12 protein-coding genes, 2 tRNA genes and 1 pseudogene are annotated in these 15,837 nt (G+C 64.8%); 5 read left to right on the top strand and 10 right to left on the bottom strand.

Annotated elements, in window-relative coordinates; all coding sequences use genetic code 11:
* Positions 1-121: 121 nt before the first annotated feature.
* The 4 genes and pseudogenes from tsf to QMF81_RS02105 all read right to left on the bottom strand — a co-directional run bounded on the left by tsf (position 122) and on the right by QMF81_RS02105 (position 3,639).
* The gene (tsf, locus tag QMF81_RS02090; RefSeq protein ID WP_281751572.1) at positions 122-925 is read right to left on the bottom strand and encodes a translation elongation factor Ts; all 804 of its coding nucleotides are present in this window, start codon (positions 923-925) and stop codon (positions 122-124) included.
* A 115-nt stretch (positions 926-1,040) separates the two neighbouring features.
* Positions 1,041-1,733: pseudogene (gene rpsB / locus QMF81_RS02095) on the bottom strand (30S ribosomal protein S2); the annotation flags it as partial.
* 166 nt (positions 1,734-1,899) lie between these two features.
* A tRNA-Leu gene (locus QMF81_RS02100) sits at positions 1,900-1,986 on the bottom strand.
* A 69-nt stretch (positions 1,987-2,055) separates the two neighbouring features.
* Positions 2,056-3,639 (bottom strand): AsmA family protein, encoded by a 1,584-nt coding sequence (locus tag QMF81_RS02105; protein ID WP_281751575.1) that lies wholly within the window; start codon positions 3,637-3,639, stop codon positions 2,056-2,058.
* A 133-nt stretch (positions 3,640-3,772) separates the two neighbouring features.
* Here QMF81_RS02105 and QMF81_RS02110 point away from each other — a divergent pair, with 133 nt between their 5' ends.
* Together QMF81_RS02110 and QMF81_RS02115 are read left to right on the top strand one after the other, a co-directional pair.
* Entirely contained in the window at positions 3,773-4,714 is a 942-nt protein-coding gene (locus tag QMF81_RS02110; RefSeq protein WP_281751577.1) for a bifunctional riboflavin kinase/FAD synthetase, read from the top strand.
* Positions 4,711-6,522, top strand: a complete 1,812-nt coding sequence (locus QMF81_RS02115; protein ID WP_281751579.1) for a chloride channel protein — start codon at positions 4,711-4,713, stop codon at positions 6,520-6,522. The genes QMF81_RS02110 and QMF81_RS02115 overlap by 4 nt, the downstream gene beginning before the upstream one ends.
* On the opposite strand, the gene QMF81_RS02120 is transcribed toward QMF81_RS02115, so the two are convergent.
* A complete protein-coding gene (locus QMF81_RS02120) occupies positions 6,430-7,344 on the bottom strand; it encodes a MotA/TolQ/ExbB proton channel family protein (protein ID WP_281751581.1) in 915 nt (304 codons plus the stop codon). The genes QMF81_RS02115 and QMF81_RS02120 overlap by 93 nt on opposite strands.
* Entirely contained in the window at positions 7,344-8,036 is a 693-nt protein-coding gene (locus tag QMF81_RS02125; RefSeq protein ID WP_281751583.1) for a flagellar motor protein MotB, read from the bottom strand. The genes QMF81_RS02120 and QMF81_RS02125 overlap by 1 nt, the downstream gene beginning before the upstream one ends.
* 135 nt (positions 8,037-8,171) lie before the next feature.
* Between QMF81_RS02125 and QMF81_RS02130 the strand changes: the two genes are divergently transcribed.
* Both QMF81_RS02130 and QMF81_RS02135 read left to right on the top strand, forming a co-directional pair.
* The gene (locus tag QMF81_RS02130; RefSeq protein ID WP_281751585.1) at positions 8,172-8,354 is read left to right on the top strand and encodes a ferredoxin; all 183 of its coding nucleotides are present in this window, start codon (positions 8,172-8,174) and stop codon (positions 8,352-8,354) included.
* 50 nt (positions 8,355-8,404) lie between these two features.
* Positions 8,405-8,489, top strand: a tRNA-Leu gene (locus tag QMF81_RS02135).
* A 65-nt stretch (positions 8,490-8,554) separates the two neighbouring features.
* Here QMF81_RS02135 and QMF81_RS02140 read toward each other — a convergent pair.
* From QMF81_RS02140 to QMF81_RS02155, 4 genes are all read right to left on the bottom strand, one after another.
* Positions 8,555-10,075, bottom strand: a complete 1,521-nt coding sequence (locus tag QMF81_RS02140; RefSeq protein ID WP_281751587.1) for a DHA2 family efflux MFS transporter permease subunit — start codon at positions 10,073-10,075, stop codon at positions 8,555-8,557.
* A gap of 2 nt (positions 10,076-10,077) precedes the next feature.
* Positions 10,078-11,265 carry an HlyD family secretion protein gene (locus QMF81_RS02145; RefSeq protein ID WP_281751589.1) on the bottom strand — a complete coding sequence of 396 codons (1,188 nt, stop codon included), beginning with the start codon at positions 11,263-11,265 and terminating at the stop codon, positions 10,078-10,080.
* 105 nt (positions 11,266-11,370) lie between these two features.
* A complete protein-coding gene (locus QMF81_RS02150) occupies positions 11,371-12,483 on the bottom strand; it encodes a spore photoproduct lyase family protein (RefSeq protein WP_281751591.1) in 1,113 nt (370 codons plus the stop codon).
* A complete protein-coding gene (locus QMF81_RS02155; protein ID WP_281751593.1) occupies positions 12,480-13,271 on the bottom strand; it encodes a hypothetical protein in 792 nt (263 codons plus the stop codon). Before QMF81_RS02155 ends, QMF81_RS02150 begins: the two co-directional genes overlap by 4 nt.
* Positions 13,272-13,658: 387 nt before the next feature.
* On the opposite strand from QMF81_RS02155, the gene fusA reads away from it, so the two are divergent.
* Complete coding sequence (fusA, locus tag QMF81_RS02160) at positions 13,659-15,719, top strand: elongation factor G (protein ID WP_281751595.1); 2,061 nt, start codon at positions 13,659-13,661, stop codon at positions 15,717-15,719.
* The last annotated feature ends 118 nt before the right edge of the window (positions 15,720-15,837 follow it).

A 15,837-nucleotide genomic window follows, 5' to 3' on the forward strand; every position in this document is an offset into this window, starting at 1 on the left:
AAAGAGGCGGCCCTGCGTGCGGCCGCGTGACACTATGCATTTCCTTCTGGAAGCGCAACCGAGGCCAGCTCGGCGCACGCCATAAAAAAAGGGCCTTGCGGCCCTTTGGTGCGCGGTGGGCTTAGGCCCCCACGGCGATGCGGACGAAGCGGTCCACCTGGACCCCTTTGCCGAGGATATCTTTGACGGTCTTTTTGTCATCCTTGATGAAGGGCTGCTCCACCAGGCAGACTTCCTGGTAGTATTTGCGCATGCGCCCCTCCACGATCTTCTCGGCGATGGCTTCGGGCTTGCCTTCCTGTTTGGCCTGGTTGAGGTAGATGGCGCGCTCCTGCTCCAGGGCCTCGGCAGGGACTTGGTCAGGGGTGACGCACAGCGGGTTGGCCGCAGCCACCTGCATGGCCACGTCCTTGGCCACCTCCGCCGTGGCTGGACCAGTGAGGACCACCAGTACGCCCAGCTTGTGGTTGGAGTGGATGTAGCTGCCGATCACACCCTCGCCCGGCACAGTGACGTACGCCATGCGGCCGAGCTGCATGTTTTCGCCGATCTTGCCGATCAGGCCGGAGAGGTCGGTGATCTCGGCAGGCAGCGCCTCCGGGGTGGTGGCGCCCGAGGCGAGCACGGCTTCAGCGATGGCGGTGGCCTTGGCGATGAACTCCTCGTTCTTGGCCACGAAATCGGTCTCGCAGTTGAGCTCCACCATGGCGGCAGCCTTGCCGTCCGCGGCCATGGCGATGGTCACCAGGCCTTCGGCCGTGGCCCGGCCTGCCTTTTTGGCCGCCTTGGACAGGCCCTTTTCCCGCAGCCAGGCAATGGCCTTGTCCATGTCGCCCCCGCACTCGGTCAGGGCCTTTTTGCAATCCATCATGCCAGCGCCGGTGCGCTCGCGCAGTTCTTTTACCGTAGAAGCGGAAATGGTCATCTTAGAATTCCTCCTCGTCGTCCTGGTCGTCATCGAGATCCATGGCTGCCTCCTCGGCCAGGGCGCTTTCCGGTGGCGTAAAGGCCGCCTTGGGCAGATCCGCGAGTTCCACGCCGCGCTCTTTGGCCAGCGCCAAACCTTCCAGGCAGGCGTCGGCCATGGCGCCGGCAAAGAGCTTGATGGCGCGGATGGCGTCATCGTTGCCGGGGATGACATAGTCGATGGGATCGGGATCGCAATTGGTGTCCACCACGGCCACCACCGGGATACCTAGACGCCGGCATTCCTTCACGGCGATTTCTTCGTGATGCGGGTCGATGATAAAAACCGCGGCCGGCGGCTCTTCCATGTTTTTGATGCCGCCCAGCGTGGTGTTGAGCTTCTGCATCTCCCGCTCCATGCGCAGGACTTCCTTCTTGGTGAAGCGGTTGATACTGCCATCGGCAAAGGCGGCTTCCAGGGACTTGAGCCGGTTGATGCTGGAGCGGATGGTCTGGTAGTTGGTGAGGGTGCCGCCCAGCCAGCGGTGGGTGACGTAAAACATGCCGCACCGTTCGGCTTCGGCGCGAATGGTGTCCTGCGCCTGACGCTTGGTTCCCACGAAAAGGATTTTTCCGCCGCGGGCGACCGTGTCCACGATGAAGTCGTGGGCCTTGCGGTACATTTTGACGGTCTGCTGGAGATCGATGATGTGGATCCCTTTGCGGGCGCCGAAGATGTAGGGCCGCATCTTGGGGTTCCACCGCCGGGTCTGATGGCCGAAATGCACACCAGTCTCCAGCATCTGCTTCATGCTGACATACGCCATACGGATTCCTCCATGGTTTTTTCCTCCGCCCGCGGGAAGGCACAGCGCCCAACCAGAGGAGACGCGGACGTGCGGAGTGAACGAAAACATGGCCTCAACCTGCATCCCCGCGTGCTGCAGAGGGATGCAAAACGGCCGTCTGGGGCTGCCAGACGGCCGATGTTTGTGGTGCCGAAGAGAGGACTCGAACCTCCACCGGGGAACCCCGACTAGACCCTGAACCTAGCGTGTCTACCAATTCCACCACTTCGGCGTCGAACGAAAGGGCCTCTAGACGCAGCACTGACGGATGTCAAGCAAAAAAAATGGCAACAATGTCTCCTTACGGGAGAAAGCCGCGGAGGAGCTCTTCGGGTTTTTGGAGGATCTGCTCCATGGTCTTGGGAGGTGTTTGGCGCAGCAAGAGGCGGAGATCCACGCGCACTTCTGGGTCGTCTATGGGGCCGCGTAGCTGCAGCGGGATCGGAGTGGTTTGGGCGATGGCCGCCAGGGGGCCGAGCTCCCGGACTGCCTGCGCCGTGGCACTGACACGCAGATCCGCACTGAGGCGGTTTGGCGGGAGGTGCACTTTCCCTGCCCCCGCTACGGTGAACCAGGGACCGTGGCCGGCGATGTCCGCAATGTATGCGCCGCCGCCCACCGGGCCTTGGGCTGTCAGCTCGGTAAAGGCCACATCGAGTCGGTCGGGAAGCGTGGGCGGGACCAAAAGCGGCGCAGCGGTGCGCAGTGCCGCACCGAGGGGGACGCCGAGGGCAGCGCCGTCGCGCAAACGAAAGGTGATTTCTCCGGTGAGCGTCCTCTTGAGGGCATCGAGGGTTTGTCCTTGGGCCGTGATGGTGGCGTGTCCGGCGGCGGTGCCGCGCATGCGATCTGGAACCCCCAGCATGGCGAGGAGCTGGGCGAGGTCCAGGTCACGGGCCTGGACGCGCAATTGCGCGGCGAGATTCGGGTTGCGGGTGTCCATCTCCCCCTCGAGATCGATGGTGCCTCGGGCGAGCGCGGCGGTGAGGCGGGAGCAGTGGATGCGTCCGCTGGTGGCGGAGAGTTCTGCGTCGGCCTGCGGAAAGATTACGGTGCCCAGGCGGATGTTTTCGGCTGCAAGCGTGCTGGTGCCGTGGACATTGGCGATCCATGTGCTGGGCGGTGTTTCGGGACTGGGTGCAGACTGGAGCGTTACGTCGAGACGGCCGTGCAGGGACGGGACTTCCCCCTGCGGTGCGGTGATGGATGCGGTGCGCAGGGATGCGGCAAGCCGGAGCGGCTTTGGGGACACCGTGCCGTTGAGACTGAGCGTGCCGCGTGCCTCCTCGGCCTGCCAGGAGCAGGTAAGGTCCATGATCGTGGGGGCTTGCGGGGCGATGGGACCGGTGTGCATCTGGAGGTCCTGGAGGCGGACGGTGCGGTTGGCAGCCTCGTCACGCAAGTCCGCCTGGCCGTTGGTCACGATAAGTTGCTCCACCTGCCACGTGATGTCGGGAAGTTGCAGGACGTCGGCGTGGACCGGCGGCGAGAGCGCGCTGGAAGGATTCGGGAGGATGCGTGGCGGAAGGTTGGAGCCCCCTGTTGCGGTGCGGTGTACGAAGATGTGCGGGGTGTTCAGGCGTACTTCGCGGACCACGATGCGGCCGGAGAGGAGTGCGGGCAGGTGGAGGCGGGCGTGGGCATCGGCGACTTCGAGCACTGGCGGGTCTTGCGGTGTCGGTCCGGCGACACGAAGTGTAGCGACCTGGATGCTGAGGGGCAGCAGGCGGATGGAGGCTTGCGCCATGGTCACGGGCCGCATCAGGGCCTGGCTCATCCAGGCGGCGAGACGTTGGGAGAGGGTTTGGCGCAGCACGTGCGCGCCGCCCCAGGCCAGGGCGATGAGGGCCGCAAGGATGATGAGAGGGATGCGCCAACGCTGCATGGAGGCCTCCTGTGGTATGGTTCGGATGCTTTGGCGTATGCCGCAACGAGGCGTCAAATGGAAGCTCGGCTTCTTTCCTTGAAGCTTGGTGGCGCCTGCGCTACATGCTTTCCTCCCTTGGGGAGGCATATCTATGATTCATGTCCATGAACCGATCCAGATCCCTGGAATCCATGCTGGATCGTGTGTGACCATCGGCAATTTCGACGGCGTCCATGTGGGGCATCAGACGTTGATTCTGCGCACCCGGGACGCTGCCCGGGCCATGGGCATTCCTTCGGTGGTGGTGACCTTTGATCCCCATCCCCTGCGATTTTTCACCGGCAAGCCGCACCCGCCCTTCATCACCACGCCGCCGCAAAAAGCGCGCTGCATCGCAGCCCTGGGCGTGGACGCCCTGCTTACCCTGACTTTTGACGCGGCCTTGGCCGCCATGACTCCGGAGCGTTTCGTGGAAGAGGTCTTGGTGCACGGCCTTGGGGTGCGGCAGCTTTTCATTGGCTACGACTATGCCTTCGGCAAAGGCCGTACAGGGAATTTTTCGCTGCTCGCGCAGCTGGGCGGCCGCTTCGGCTTTGCCGTGGAGCAACTGCCGCCGGTGCTGGTGGACGGGGTGGTGGTGAGTTCCACGCGCATCCGTGATCTGCTCTTGGCTGGCGATGTGTGGGCGGCGCGTGCCCTGTTGGGACGGTTTCACTGCGTGGAAGGCACGGTGGTCCCGGGACACCGGCGGGGCGGGGCGGTGCTCGGCTTTCCCACGGCCAATCTGCTCCTTACCGACGAACTCTTTCCCAAGACCGGCGTGTACTGTGCGTGGGCCGAGTGGGAAGGGATCAAGCATCCGGCGGTGCTCAATATCGGTTTCAATCCGACCTTTGGCGGGGACGTGCTGTCTGTGGAGGCCCATGTGCTGGACTTTTCCGGAGATCTGTATGGCCGCCATCTCACCTTGCACCTCGTGCAGCGCCTGCGCGGAGAGCGCAAATTTGCCGGCGTGGAGGAACTGCGGGAGCAGATTGCCCGGGACGTGGCCCTGGCCCGCAGCGTACTTTCCCTGCCCGAGGCCAAGGCATGAGTTTTTCCATCCCAGGGCTGCGCGCGCATCTTGCGCATCTGTGGCACACGCACCCCCATGGCCGCTGGACCATTCTCGGCATCCTGACCGGAGTCATTGCCGGCCTTGGGGCGAGCGCTTTTTTCGTCCTCATCGAGGCGGCCTCCGTGGTGATCGTGCGCATGGGAGCCGGTTTCGATTTGCCTGGGGCTGCAGGGGAGGAACTCTTCCACGTCCCGGTAGGGCCATGGCGGCCATGGGTGGTGCTGGCGGCCTTGGTCGCCGTAGCAGGGCTCACGGCCTTTCTGGTGCGCCGATTCTTGCGCCACATGCCGCCGGGAGGCACGGACGGCACGGATACCCTCATCCATACCTTCCACCACCGCGAAGGCCGTCTGGACCTGCGTATCCCGTTGGTACGGGTGAGCACGGCTATCCTCACCATCGCTGCAGGCGGCAGCGCAGGCCGGGAAGGCCCCATGTCCCTATTGGGCGCAGGCTGCGCCGCGTGGCTGGCGGACCGTTTGGGACTTTCGCCCAAGGAGCGGCGGCTGCTCCTTTTGGTGGGCGCGGCAGGGGGGCTTGGAGCCATTTTTCGGGCCCCCTTGGGTGGAGCGCTCACGGCGGTGGAAGTCGTGTACCGCGAGGATTTCGAGGCCCGGGCCCTGGTGCCGTCCATCCTCTCCTCGGTCACGGCCTACAGCGTGTTCGCGGCCTTTTTCGGTATCGAGCCCATCTTTCTGGTGCCGGAACTCAGGTTCACCACCATGGCCGAGCTTCCGCTCTATGCGGTGTTGGGCCTTGTTTGCGCTGGGGCGGGCATGGGGTATGTGCGCTTCTTTCGCTGGGTGAAGGTGCGGATCTTTGGCGAGGTGGCGCAGCGCTTTGGCCCTGGCGCCTCCATGGCCTTGGGGGCCACGGCCATGGGGCTTTTGGCCATGGCCTTTCCCGCCTTGGCTGGCGCCGGTTATGGGTATTTGCAGCAGGCCATCCAAGGCCGCTTGGATACCGTGGCGCTGCTGCTCTTGGCCCTGGGCAAGACTCTGGCCACCTCCATGGTCTTGGGCTCGGGTTTGAGCGGCGGCATGTTCGCCCCTGCCTTGCTGGTAGGGGGCATGGTGGGCGGGGTGGTGGGCCGCGTGGCCCAGGATCTGGCCCCGGCTTTGGTGACGCATCCCGAGGCGTATGTGCTCGTGGGCATGGCGGCGTTCTTTGTCGGCATCGCCCGGGCACCGGTGGGGCCGTTGGTGATGGTGTGCGAGCTGACGCGCGGCTATGGGCTCTTGGCGCCGTTGATGCTCGCCTCTGCGGTCAGCCTTGCTGCCTGCCGCCGTACCTTTTTGTATGATCACCAGGTGGACGACAAGTTCGCCTCTCCGGCGCATGTGGACGAGACGGTCCTCAACGTCTTGGAGCGCCTGCGGGTGGGAGACTCGGTGACTTTGCGACCGGTGGCCTTTCTGCACGAGGGCGCTGGATTTCGGGAGATGACGGACCTCATGGTCCATTCCACGGATCGAGTGTTCCCGGTACTCGGCGAAGACGGCCGGGTGTGCGGCGCAGTCACCCTTCATGACGTGCGCTCCGTACTCTTTGAAGACGTCCTGTGTCCATTGGTGGTGGCCCGGGACATCCTGCGGCCGTGTCCGACCGTGACCCTGGATGACGATTTGTCCTCCGCCCTGCTGCGGTTCGTGGAAAGCGACCTGCCGCAGCTGCCGGTGGTGGATGCCGAATCAGGCCAGATTGTGGGCCTGCTCGACCGGGCCGACGTGTTCCGCGCCTACGCTCGGGGTATCGCCCGGCTGCGGGGAGATGTCCCTGCCTGAGGTCGTGTCGTCGGGCTCCGGCCGGCCGATGCCGAAGCGTTCCTGGATGCGGGCGAGAGACACGAGCCTGCCGCCGCGTTCGGCCGGAGTGAGGAAGCTTTTGAGGTGCATCTCCAAGTGCCGGGGATTGCGTTCCGCCTGGATGGCCAGCATGGCCTCGGCCACGATGCGCTGCAAGAGCAGTTCGTGCTCGGTGCTTTCCCGCACCCGGGCGGCCAAGGGAAGAAACACCAGATGGGCAAGGAGCACGCCGTACAGGGTGGAGGTGAGGGCCACGGGGATGGAGCGCACCATGGTGGCCACGTCGCCCACGCTGGCGAGCATGCCCATGAGTCCTACCACGCTGCCGGCCAGCCCAAAGGCCGGAGCAAATTCGGCGAGCACCCTGAGCACCCGTTCCGATTCCTCGCGCCGTTGCTGGAAAAAGGCCATTTCCGTGCCGAGCAGGTCGCGGATATGCTCTTGGGAATGGTTATCCACCACCAGACCCAGGGCCTGGCGCAGGAACAGGAGCGAGGCTTCTTTTTCGTCTTCACTGAGAGACTGGATGCCGCGAATGCGGCTTTTGACCGAAAGATCCACCAAAATTTCCACCATGGTGGCAGGCTCCATGCGCCGGGCGCGACACACGGACGCCACCACCCGCAGGGTGTGCCCCAGGCGTTCCAGCCGGAAGGCCACCACGGCTGCAGCCAAGGTGCCGCCGAGCACGATAAGCAGGCCGGGGAGATTGGCATAGGTGCGCAGATCTCCGCTGCCCGCAAACCCGGTGACGAGCACGGCCAAGGCCAGGATGAGGGCGAAAAACGCACGCCGATCCATCACATTCCTCCCTGCAGCCAGGCGGCAATCCCAGGGGCTTCTCCGGGGAGATGCGGCGGGGGCAACACCTCTACCGAACCCAGGACGATATCCACCCACCCCCGGGCAAGGGCCGGGTCGTGGGCCTCGCTGCTTCGAGCGGTGACCCAAAGGCGGTCTTCGGCAACGCCGCGTTGGCGCAAGACCTGGGCTACGGCTGCGGCGGCCTGGGCCGCCTGCGTCCAGGAGGCGCCGTGGGCGCTGTATCCGATCACATGCACCGTGGCTGCGGACCGCGTCAGGGCTTCGGCCACACGGGACAGGAGTGGCTGGGGCGTGTGCGCGGCATCCGGTGTCACGGCCAGGCGCACCCCGCCGGGGAGGGTCTCTACGGCGAGCACTCCCGGGGCATTGGCAAGCGGTTGCATCGCGTCCGCAGCCTGGATCAGGTCTCCAGGAAGGACCACGGCGGGGGGCAGGACAGCGGGAAAGACCGCCTGCACCGGGACTTCGCGTGCCCCGGATGGCACAGGCCGGGGGGCTTGAACCGCGTAGAGCACCACGAACAGGACGAACATGGTCATCATGAGGTCCGACCACGGGACCGCCCAGGCGTGGGAACGCGGCGTCCCGTCAACGCTCTGACAGGGCAGCCAACGGTGTTCCTCGAGCATTTGGGGGGAAAATGGGCGTGCGTGAGCGTGTTCTGCCATACGTCCTCCGTGTGGTGGGGCAAAGCGAGAATCATGCCAGAAGAAAAACACCGGCAAATGGGGATTCCCCCTTGCAGGGCACCTCGGGGCTGGGTACAGGAGGCCAAACCCATTTACCAAACGAGGAGGTTTCCTATGGGTATTGTCATTGATTACGATGAGTGTGTCGGTTGCGAGACGTGTGTGGAATTGTGCCCTGAGGTGTTTGCCATGATCGATGGCGAGGAAAAGGCCATGGTCAAGAATCCGGACTCCACGGCCCCGTGTGCGGATGAAGCCATCGATAGCTGTCCGGCCAGCGCCATTTCCCGCGAGTAAAAAAATGCTGGACAAGGGAGGGGCAGATGGCTAAAGGCTCCTCCTGCCTTGCAGTGGTGGTGGAACTGGTAGACACGCTATCTTGAGGGGGTAGTGGGGTATCCCGTGAGGGTTCGAGTCCCTCCCACTGCACCAAGCCATCACAGAAAACGCCCTGAGTCTTCAGGGCGTTTTCTTTTGGTGCCTTGGACCCGCGAGGTCTAATGGGCCATGGGCATGTCCGCGCCGTGGGCCGGGCGGCGCACGATCCACATGAGCACCGCCAGTGCGAAGAAAAACAGGGCCTGGAGGTGGAAGACGTCCATATAGGCCATGAAAGCCGCTTGACGCAAGGTGGCCTGATAGAGGGTCCCCAATGCCTGGTCTGCGGACCCGAGGAGTGTTTGCAATCGGTCTACGGCTTCCGCGAAGGGGAGGTCGTATGGGGTGGTGTGTTCCACCAGGCGGGCCTGGTGGAATTGCGCGCGCCGAGCCAGCATGGTGGTGACGAAGGCCGTGCCGAAGGACCCCCCGAGATTGCGCAGGAGGTTGAACAAGGCCGAGGCATTACTCATGCGCTCGTTGGGCACGAAGGCCATGGTGAGGTACGAGAGGGGCACGAAGAAGCAGGCGATGCCGATGGCCTGGATGTTGCGGCTCATCATGGCCGTGCCGATGTCGATCTCCAGGGTGAAGCGGGACATGTACAGCAACGAGAGCCCGGAGACCACAAGGCCGAAGCAGAGGATGAGGCGGGCGTCGATCTTTTGGGTAAGCCGTCCGACTGCCGGCAAAATGAGGAGCATGATGGCCCCGCTGGGCCCGAGCACCACGCCGGCGAGCCACGAGGTATAGCCCATGAGGTGCTGGAGATACATGGGCAGCAGCACAATGGCCCCGAAAAAGGCGAAGAAGCCGAAAAACATGACCACATTGCCCGTGGCGAAATTGCGATCAGCGAAGATGCGGAGGTCCACCACCGGGTTGGGGTGGCGCAGCTCCCAGAACACCAAGGCGGTGAGGCATACTGCCGCCACCACGGCCAGGGTGGTCATGGCCGGTGAGGCAAACCAGTCTTCCTGCTGCCCCTTGTCGAGGAGCACCTGCAGGCAGCCCAGTCCCACGACGAGGAGCGTAAGGCCCACGGTATCCACGATTTCTCCGGCTTGGCGGCGCTCAAGATACGGCGGGTCTTCCACGAAGGTCTGGATCATGAGGACGGCGATCACCCCTATGGGCACGTTGATGAAGAAGATCCAATGCCAGGAGGCGTGGTCGGTGATGTACCCGCCCAGCAAGGGGCCCAGGATGGGGCCGAGCACGGCGCCCATGGCGAATACGGCCATGGCGAGGCCACGTTCAGCGGGAGGAAAGGTTTCCAGGAGGATGGCTTGGGAGACGGGTTGCAGTCCGCCGCCGCCCATCCCTTGGAGGATGCGGAAGAAGATGAGGGCCTCCAGGCTGGTGGCCAGGCCGCAGAGCATGGAGGCGCCGGTAAAGACTGCCACGGAGGCGAGGAGATAGTTTTTGCGGCCCATGACGCGCCCGAGCCAGCCGCTCATGGGGATGATCACGGCGTTGGCCACGAGGTAGGAGGTGAGCACCCAGGTGACTTCGTCTTGGCCGGCGGAAAGCGAACCCTGGATATGGCCGAGGGCCACGTTGGCGATGGAGGTGTCGAGGATCTCCAGCAGCGTTGGAATCATGACGCTGGCGGTGATCCACCACTTGGCCGACTGCATGCTCACTCCACAAAGACCGTGGGCACGACGCTCAGTCCCAAGCGCAGCGGCACCTGCGCCGGGTCATAGGGATCGAGCCGGATACGCACCGGCACCCGCTGGACGACCTTGACGTAGTTGCCCATGGCGTTTTCCGGCGGAAAGAGGGAGAAGACCGCGCCGGTACCAGCCATGATGGACTCCACCTGCCCGGTGAGGCGTACCCCAGGCAGGGCGTCCACCGCGATTTCCGCCCGCTGGCCCGGACGCATGCGGCCGATCTGGCTCTCCTTGAAATTGGCCGTGACCCACAAGTGTTCCGGGTCCAGAGGCACGATGGCCAAGAGCGGCTTGCCGGCGGCCACCACCATGCCGGCTTCCACGTTCTTCTTGCTCACCTGGCCACGGGCAGGGGCGAGGATGCGGGTATAGGAGAGCTGGAGCTCGGCCTGGCGCAGGCGTTCCCGGGCGAGATCCCGCTTGGCCGCAGCGGCGCGGCGTTCCAAGTCCTTGATGGTGGTCACGTCCTGGCCGGTGGAGGCCAGCTTGACGGCGGCCTCGGCGCGTTCCACCTCGCTGGCGAAGCGAGCGCGGGCGGCCATGGCTGCGGCAAGACTGGCCCGGGCGGCGTCCAGGGCGGCTTTGGCCTGGTCGTGGTGCGTGCGTGCGGCATCCAGGGTCGCTTGGGGGACGAGATCTTGGGCGCGCAGTTGGGTTTGGCGCTGCAGGTCCAGTTGCGCCAGCTGCAGGGCGGCCTCAAGCCCGCGGATTTGATTTTCAGCTGCCGTGACCTGGGCTTCGGCCTCGGTGAGGGCGCGGCGGGCGGCCTCCACGGCTGCCGTGGCCGCAGCCACCTGAAGATCGGTCTGATTGGCCTGCAGCGGCACGCCCACGGACGCGGAGGCCAGGACGGCCTCGGCGGTGGCGAGATCCGCCCGCGCCTGGGCCACGGCGACTTCGTAGTCCGTGGGGTCCAGGAGGACAAGCGGCTGGCCCTCTTCCACCACCTGGTTTTCGTCCACGAGCACCTGCACCACGGTGCCGGAAACCCGCGCGGCCACGGGGTGGATATGGCCTTCCACGAAGGCGTCGTCCGTGCTCTCCCGGCCATGGCTCCACCAAAGATATCCGGCGCCGGCGGCCAGGAGTACGAAGAGGACGGTGACGATGCGGCGGGCCTTGGCGTTTCCTTTCCAGGTCAAACCATTCATAGGGATTCCTCCTCTGAGGGCAGCAGCGCTGTGCGCCCTACCGCGCCCGCCGCGGAGGGGCAAGGTGTGGCCGTGGAAGACGGTGGGGTCGGGCGCTGGCGCAGGTCATCGGCAGAGGCCCTCGGCGTCCCCAAAGGCTAGGGCCTCCAGGCGTCGGGCAAGTCCCCCGAAATCTTGAGGGGTGGTGCCAAGAACGGCCCGCCACACCAGATCGGACTCCATACAGAGATAGAGCTTGCTCCCGAATCCCGCCTTGCGCAGCAGACCAGCCACAAAGGCGAGCTGCTGCACGCGCAGGGGCCTGAGCAGCCGAAGCTTGCCATCGAGCCCCTGGATCATCTCGGCGTGGATGTAGCGGGCGTTCGGAAAGCGCTCCTGGATGCGGCTTTTGAGCTGCGGCATGCAGCGAAACGACCCCAGGCTGATGTAGGCCACCTGCTCGGGCCGGAGCGTATCCGCAATGGCGGTGACCGTCTGGCGGTAGCCGCGTTCCCAGCCCGGGTAATGGAGGATGGGGTCGAAGTGGAGGCAGACCCGCAGCCCTGCATGGGCGCAGGCTTTGGCCGCGGCGAGGCGCTCTTCCAGGGAGGCCCGGGGACCGTGTTCTTCGCTTTCCACCATATCCGGGGCATTGACGGACCAGGCGGGCAGCACCCGCCGGGGATCGCGCACGTGCGCAAGCCAGGAGAGGTCCACCACCTTGGATTTGAGTTCCAAGACTGCGTTGGCAAAGGGCTCCAGCATGCGGATGAGCGCGGCGCTCATGCCGGTGATGGATTCGAGCGCCAGGGAATCGGTGAATTCGCCGGTCCCCAGGCGCCAGCGCCGCTGGGCAGAGGCCTGAAGCGCGGTGGTGACTTCCGCCTCCAGGTCGTCCCAATTGGCCCAGACCTTGAGGGTGGGGTCGTCGAAATAGGCTTGGAGGATGCAATAGGAGCAGGCCAGCGGACAATTCTCCCCGATGTGCAGGATGTGGTAGCCGCAGCAGCGGTACTGGCTGGTGCCGGGGCATGGGCGCAGGAAGCGGCCGCGGAAGTCCTTGAGGTACAGGGTATGGGCATCGCAGGGGGCCGGTTCCTCGGGAGCGCGTACGTGCCAGGCGGCCTCTGGGAGGGCGCGTCGCACGCGGCAGGCGAGCTCCGAGGCCGCCACCGACGCATCCACCACCACGCGGCCGATGCGCTGGCCAAGGGCGGTTGCGAGTGCCGCGGAACTCATGCGCCGATCTCCATAAGCGCGGCCCAACCGGGGTGGCGGGCGCAGCGCTCCAGTGCCTTGGCCGCGGCAGCCACGTCTTCGGGCCGTGTGACGCGCAGCCGCAGCTCCACGTGTCCGGTTTCGAATTGGTCCGTGCGTTCCATGCGCCAGGGTCGAGGAAGACCGATGCTCTTGGCTGCGGCATGCCAGGCCTCTTCCAGGCGGCAGAGCTCCGGGTAGCGTAGCCGACGTGCGGCCTCGAGGATGCGGGCCATGGCGTCCTTGGGGGAGAGCTGACCGGCGGCCTCGATCCCCAGGCAGGAGACGAGGTCGCGCAGTGGCTGTTCGGTGCGCTGGGCGGTTTCCTGAAGCCACGAGACGAGTTGGGCAAGGCTTGCCTGCGACCAGGCGTAGGCGGCCACCACCGGGGTCAGGGCCGTGAGGTCGTCCGGGGGAAGCTTGGCCAGGATTGGTGCCACGGTCAGGCAGGCGTGGCCGCGGACGATCCATTGATCCCAGCTTGCCGGAAGCGCAAGCCAGGCAGCCAGGAGGCGGGCGGTCTTGGAGTGCGGGTGCACGGCCAAGAGGGCGAGGGTATCGTCCCACGCCATGCCAAGGGTGCTTGCGCTCCGGGCTGCGGTCACCAGACGGGCTTCGGTGCGCGGTTTATGGAAATTGGCGGCGAGGTGGCATTCGAGGCGCCCTTGGGGGGAAAGCGGCCCCACGTCCAGGCAGAGGACCTGGTCGTGGCCCGCACGCAGGCGGCCCAAGCCGTCCACGAGCAGCACGGGCTCTTGGGATGCGTCCACGAGGATGGGCGAGAGGACGCCTGAACGCGCCAGCGAGGCGGCAAGTTCGGGGCTGGGCGCTTCGGACCATACGAGCCACGGGCCCGTGGCGTCGATCGACTGCGGGGAAGCCCAAAAAAGCCGGGGAGTTTTTGGATGTTGCGGGTAACTCTCTGGAAAAAAAGCCTGTCTTGACAATTTCCCAACCCCCTCTCTATAGGGCCAAAATCTTGAAAAAATTGAATGCCTCTGCATGGCGCCCCTGCCGGGCCACGCAGGCGGCCCTGATGCTTGGAACAATCACGGCAGGATGGCAAGCCTTGGCGAGCAGGCACGCAGCCGGCAGGCTGCTCCCAGATATCCAATTTTCTGGCGCATGCGCCAAATCTATGTGGAAAGGGGGCCCGTATGCAGGATCGATTGGAGAAACAACGGACGTATGCCCTGATTGGACATGGCGGCACCGGGAAGACATCGCTGGCGGAGCTCATGCTGGTGGCTTCTGGGGCCTTGTCGCGCCAGGGCAAGATTGAAGAAGGCACCACGGCCTTGGACTACGAACCCGAAGAGATCAAACGCCGCGGCAGTATTCAGCCGGGGTTTGCCCATTTTACGTGGAAGGGGGCGGATCACTTTCTCGTGGATACGCCGGGAGATACCAATTTCATCGGGGATCTGCCGTATCTGCTCACCGCTGTGGACGGCGTGGTGCTGGTGGTGGACGCCCTCGATGGGGTCAAGCCCCTCACCAAAAAGATTTGGGGCGAGGCGCGCAAACTCAACCTGCCCGCCTTGGTGTTCGTGAACAAGATGGACCGGGAGCGGGCGGATTTTGCCATGGCCATGGGCGGGCTCTCCTCGGTGCTCGGGGTGCGGGCGGTGCCGCTTTTTCTGCCCATCGGCAGCGAAGCGGACTTTCGCGGCGTCGTGGACGTGCTTGGGGACAGCGCCTTCTTTTTCGGCCAGGACGGGACGCTGAGCCCAGGGCCGGTGCCGGCGGAGATGCAGGACGCGGTGCAGGCCGCGCGGGAAGTGGCGGTGGAGAACATCGCCGAGACCAGCGAGGAGCTCATGGAGCGCTATCTGGACGCGGGCGAGCTTTCCGCCGAGGACCTGGAGGCGGGGCTGCGCCAGGGCGTTCAGGACCAGTCCTTGGTCCCGGTGGTGCCTGGGGCGGCCTTGGCGGCCAAGGGCGGATCGCTGCTTTTGGACGCCATTGTCCGGTTTTTGCCCGCACCCCTGGCGCGGGCCCCGTGGCAGGGCAAGGACGGCGCCACACGTGCCTCCAGCCCGGATGAGCCCCTGGCGGCCTTTGTGTGCAAGACCCTTTCGGATCCTTTTACCGGCCAGCTCTCCATCCTGCGTGTGCTCTCGGGGGTATTGACTCCGGACATGCAGGTTATGAACGCCACCAAGGAAGACAAGGAAAAGATCGGCGGCCTCTTGTTCTTGGAAGGCAAAAAGCAGGTCCCGTGCAAGGAGCCGGTGGGGCCGGGGGCCATTGTGGCCGTGGCCAAGCTCAAAAACACCTCCACTGGGGATACGTTGTGTGCCGAGAAGGCCCCATTTGTGCTCGTCCCGCCCAAGCTCACCCCGCCCATCATCAGCTACGCCCTGGCGGCGCAGGAAAAGGGCGACGAGGACAAGGTGTTCGCCGCAGTGCAGAAGCTCTTGGACGAAGACATCTGTCTGCACTTGGAGCGGAACGAAGACACTGGCGACATGCTCTTGTCCGGCATGGGGCAGCTGCACATCGAACTGGCGGTGGAAAAGGCCAAGCGCCGGTACAAGGCCAATATCCTGCTGCAGACGCCCAAGATTCCGTACCGGGAGACCATCAAGGGCAAGGCCCAGGTGCAGGGGCGGCACAAAAAGCAGTCCGGTGGCCGCGGTCAGTTCGGAGACTGCTGGATCCGTATGGAGCCGCTGCCGCGGGGCGCGGGGTATGAGTTCGTGGACGAGGTGGTGGGCGGCGCCATCCCCCGCAACTACATCCCGGCGGTAGACAAGGGTATTCAGGAGGCCGCAGCCCGAGGCTTTTTGGCGGGGTATCCGGTCATCGACTTCAAGGTCACGCTGTACGACGGTTCCTACCACTCCGTGGACTCTTCGGAAATGGCCTTCAAGATCGCGGGCTCGCTGGCCTTCAAAAAGGCCATGGAGCAGTGTAGTCCCGTTTTGCTGGAGCCGGTCATGCTGGTGAGCGTGTTCATCCCGGATGAGTACATGGGCGATATTATCGGCGACCTTTCCAGCCGGCGCGGCCGGGTGCTCGGGTCTGATTCCAGCGGCGGCGTCACCGAGGTGCGGGCCCATGTGCCCATGGCGGAGATGATGCAGTACGCCCAGACCTTGCGTTCCATGACCGGCGGCCAGGGGACCTTTACCATGGAGTTCGACCACTACGAGGAATGCCCGCCGCAGATCGCGGAGGCCGTCATCGCCGAATCCAAGCGTCCCGAAGCGTAGCCTTCGCGTGGGGCGCACGATGCATCTGCAAGCAGCAGGTCGCTTCTGCGGCCTGTTGCTTGTTTTTTGGCCTCACGTGGCGTATCTCCAGAAGCACACGCTTATCTAAGGAAGGACG

This window comes from Thermodesulfomicrobium sp. WS (assembly GCF_027925145.1).
In the GTDB taxonomy this organism is placed as follows: Bacteria; Desulfobacterota; Desulfovibrionia; order Desulfovibrionales; family Desulfomicrobiaceae; genus Thermodesulfomicrobium.

Bases quoted from the DNA above. Each gene is read 5' to 3' on its own strand.
- tsf (WP_281751572.1), bottom strand. From the start codon at position 925: ATGACCATTTCCGCTTCTACGGTAAAAGAACTGCGCGAGCGCACCGGC.
- QMF81_RS02110 (WP_281751577.1), top strand. From the start codon at position 3,773: ATGATTCATGTCCATGAACCGATCCAGATCCCTGGAATCCATGCTGGA.
- QMF81_RS02130 (WP_281751585.1), top strand. From the start codon at position 8,172: ATGGGTATTGTCATTGATTACGATGAGTGTGTCGGTTGCGAGACGTGT.
- QMF81_RS02125 (WP_281751583.1), bottom strand. From the start codon at position 8,036: ATGGCAGAACACGCTCACGCACGCCCATTTTCCCCCCAAATGCTCGAG.
- QMF81_RS02150 (WP_281751591.1), bottom strand. From the start codon at position 12,483: ATGAGTTCCGCGGCACTCGCAACCGCCCTTGGCCAGCGCATCGGCCGC.
- fusA (WP_281751595.1), top strand. From the start codon at position 13,659: ATGCAGGATCGATTGGAGAAACAACGGACGTATGCCCTGATTGGACAT.
- QMF81_RS02140 (WP_281751587.1), bottom strand. From the start codon at position 10,075: ATGCAGTCGGCCAAGTGGTGGATCACCGCCAGCGTCATGATTCCAACG.
- QMF81_RS02120 (WP_281751581.1), bottom strand. From the start codon at position 7,344: ATGGATCGGCGTGCGTTTTTCGCCCTCATCCTGGCCTTGGCCGTGCTC.
- QMF81_RS02145 (WP_281751589.1), bottom strand. From the start codon at position 11,265: ATGAATGGTTTGACCTGGAAAGGAAACGCCAAGGCCCGCCGCATCGTC.
- QMF81_RS02105 (WP_281751575.1), bottom strand. From the start codon at position 3,639: ATGCAGCGTTGGCGCATCCCTCTCATCATCCTTGCGGCCCTCATCGCC.
- QMF81_RS02115 (WP_281751579.1), top strand. From the start codon at position 4,711: ATGAGTTTTTCCATCCCAGGGCTGCGCGCGCATCTTGCGCATCTGTGG.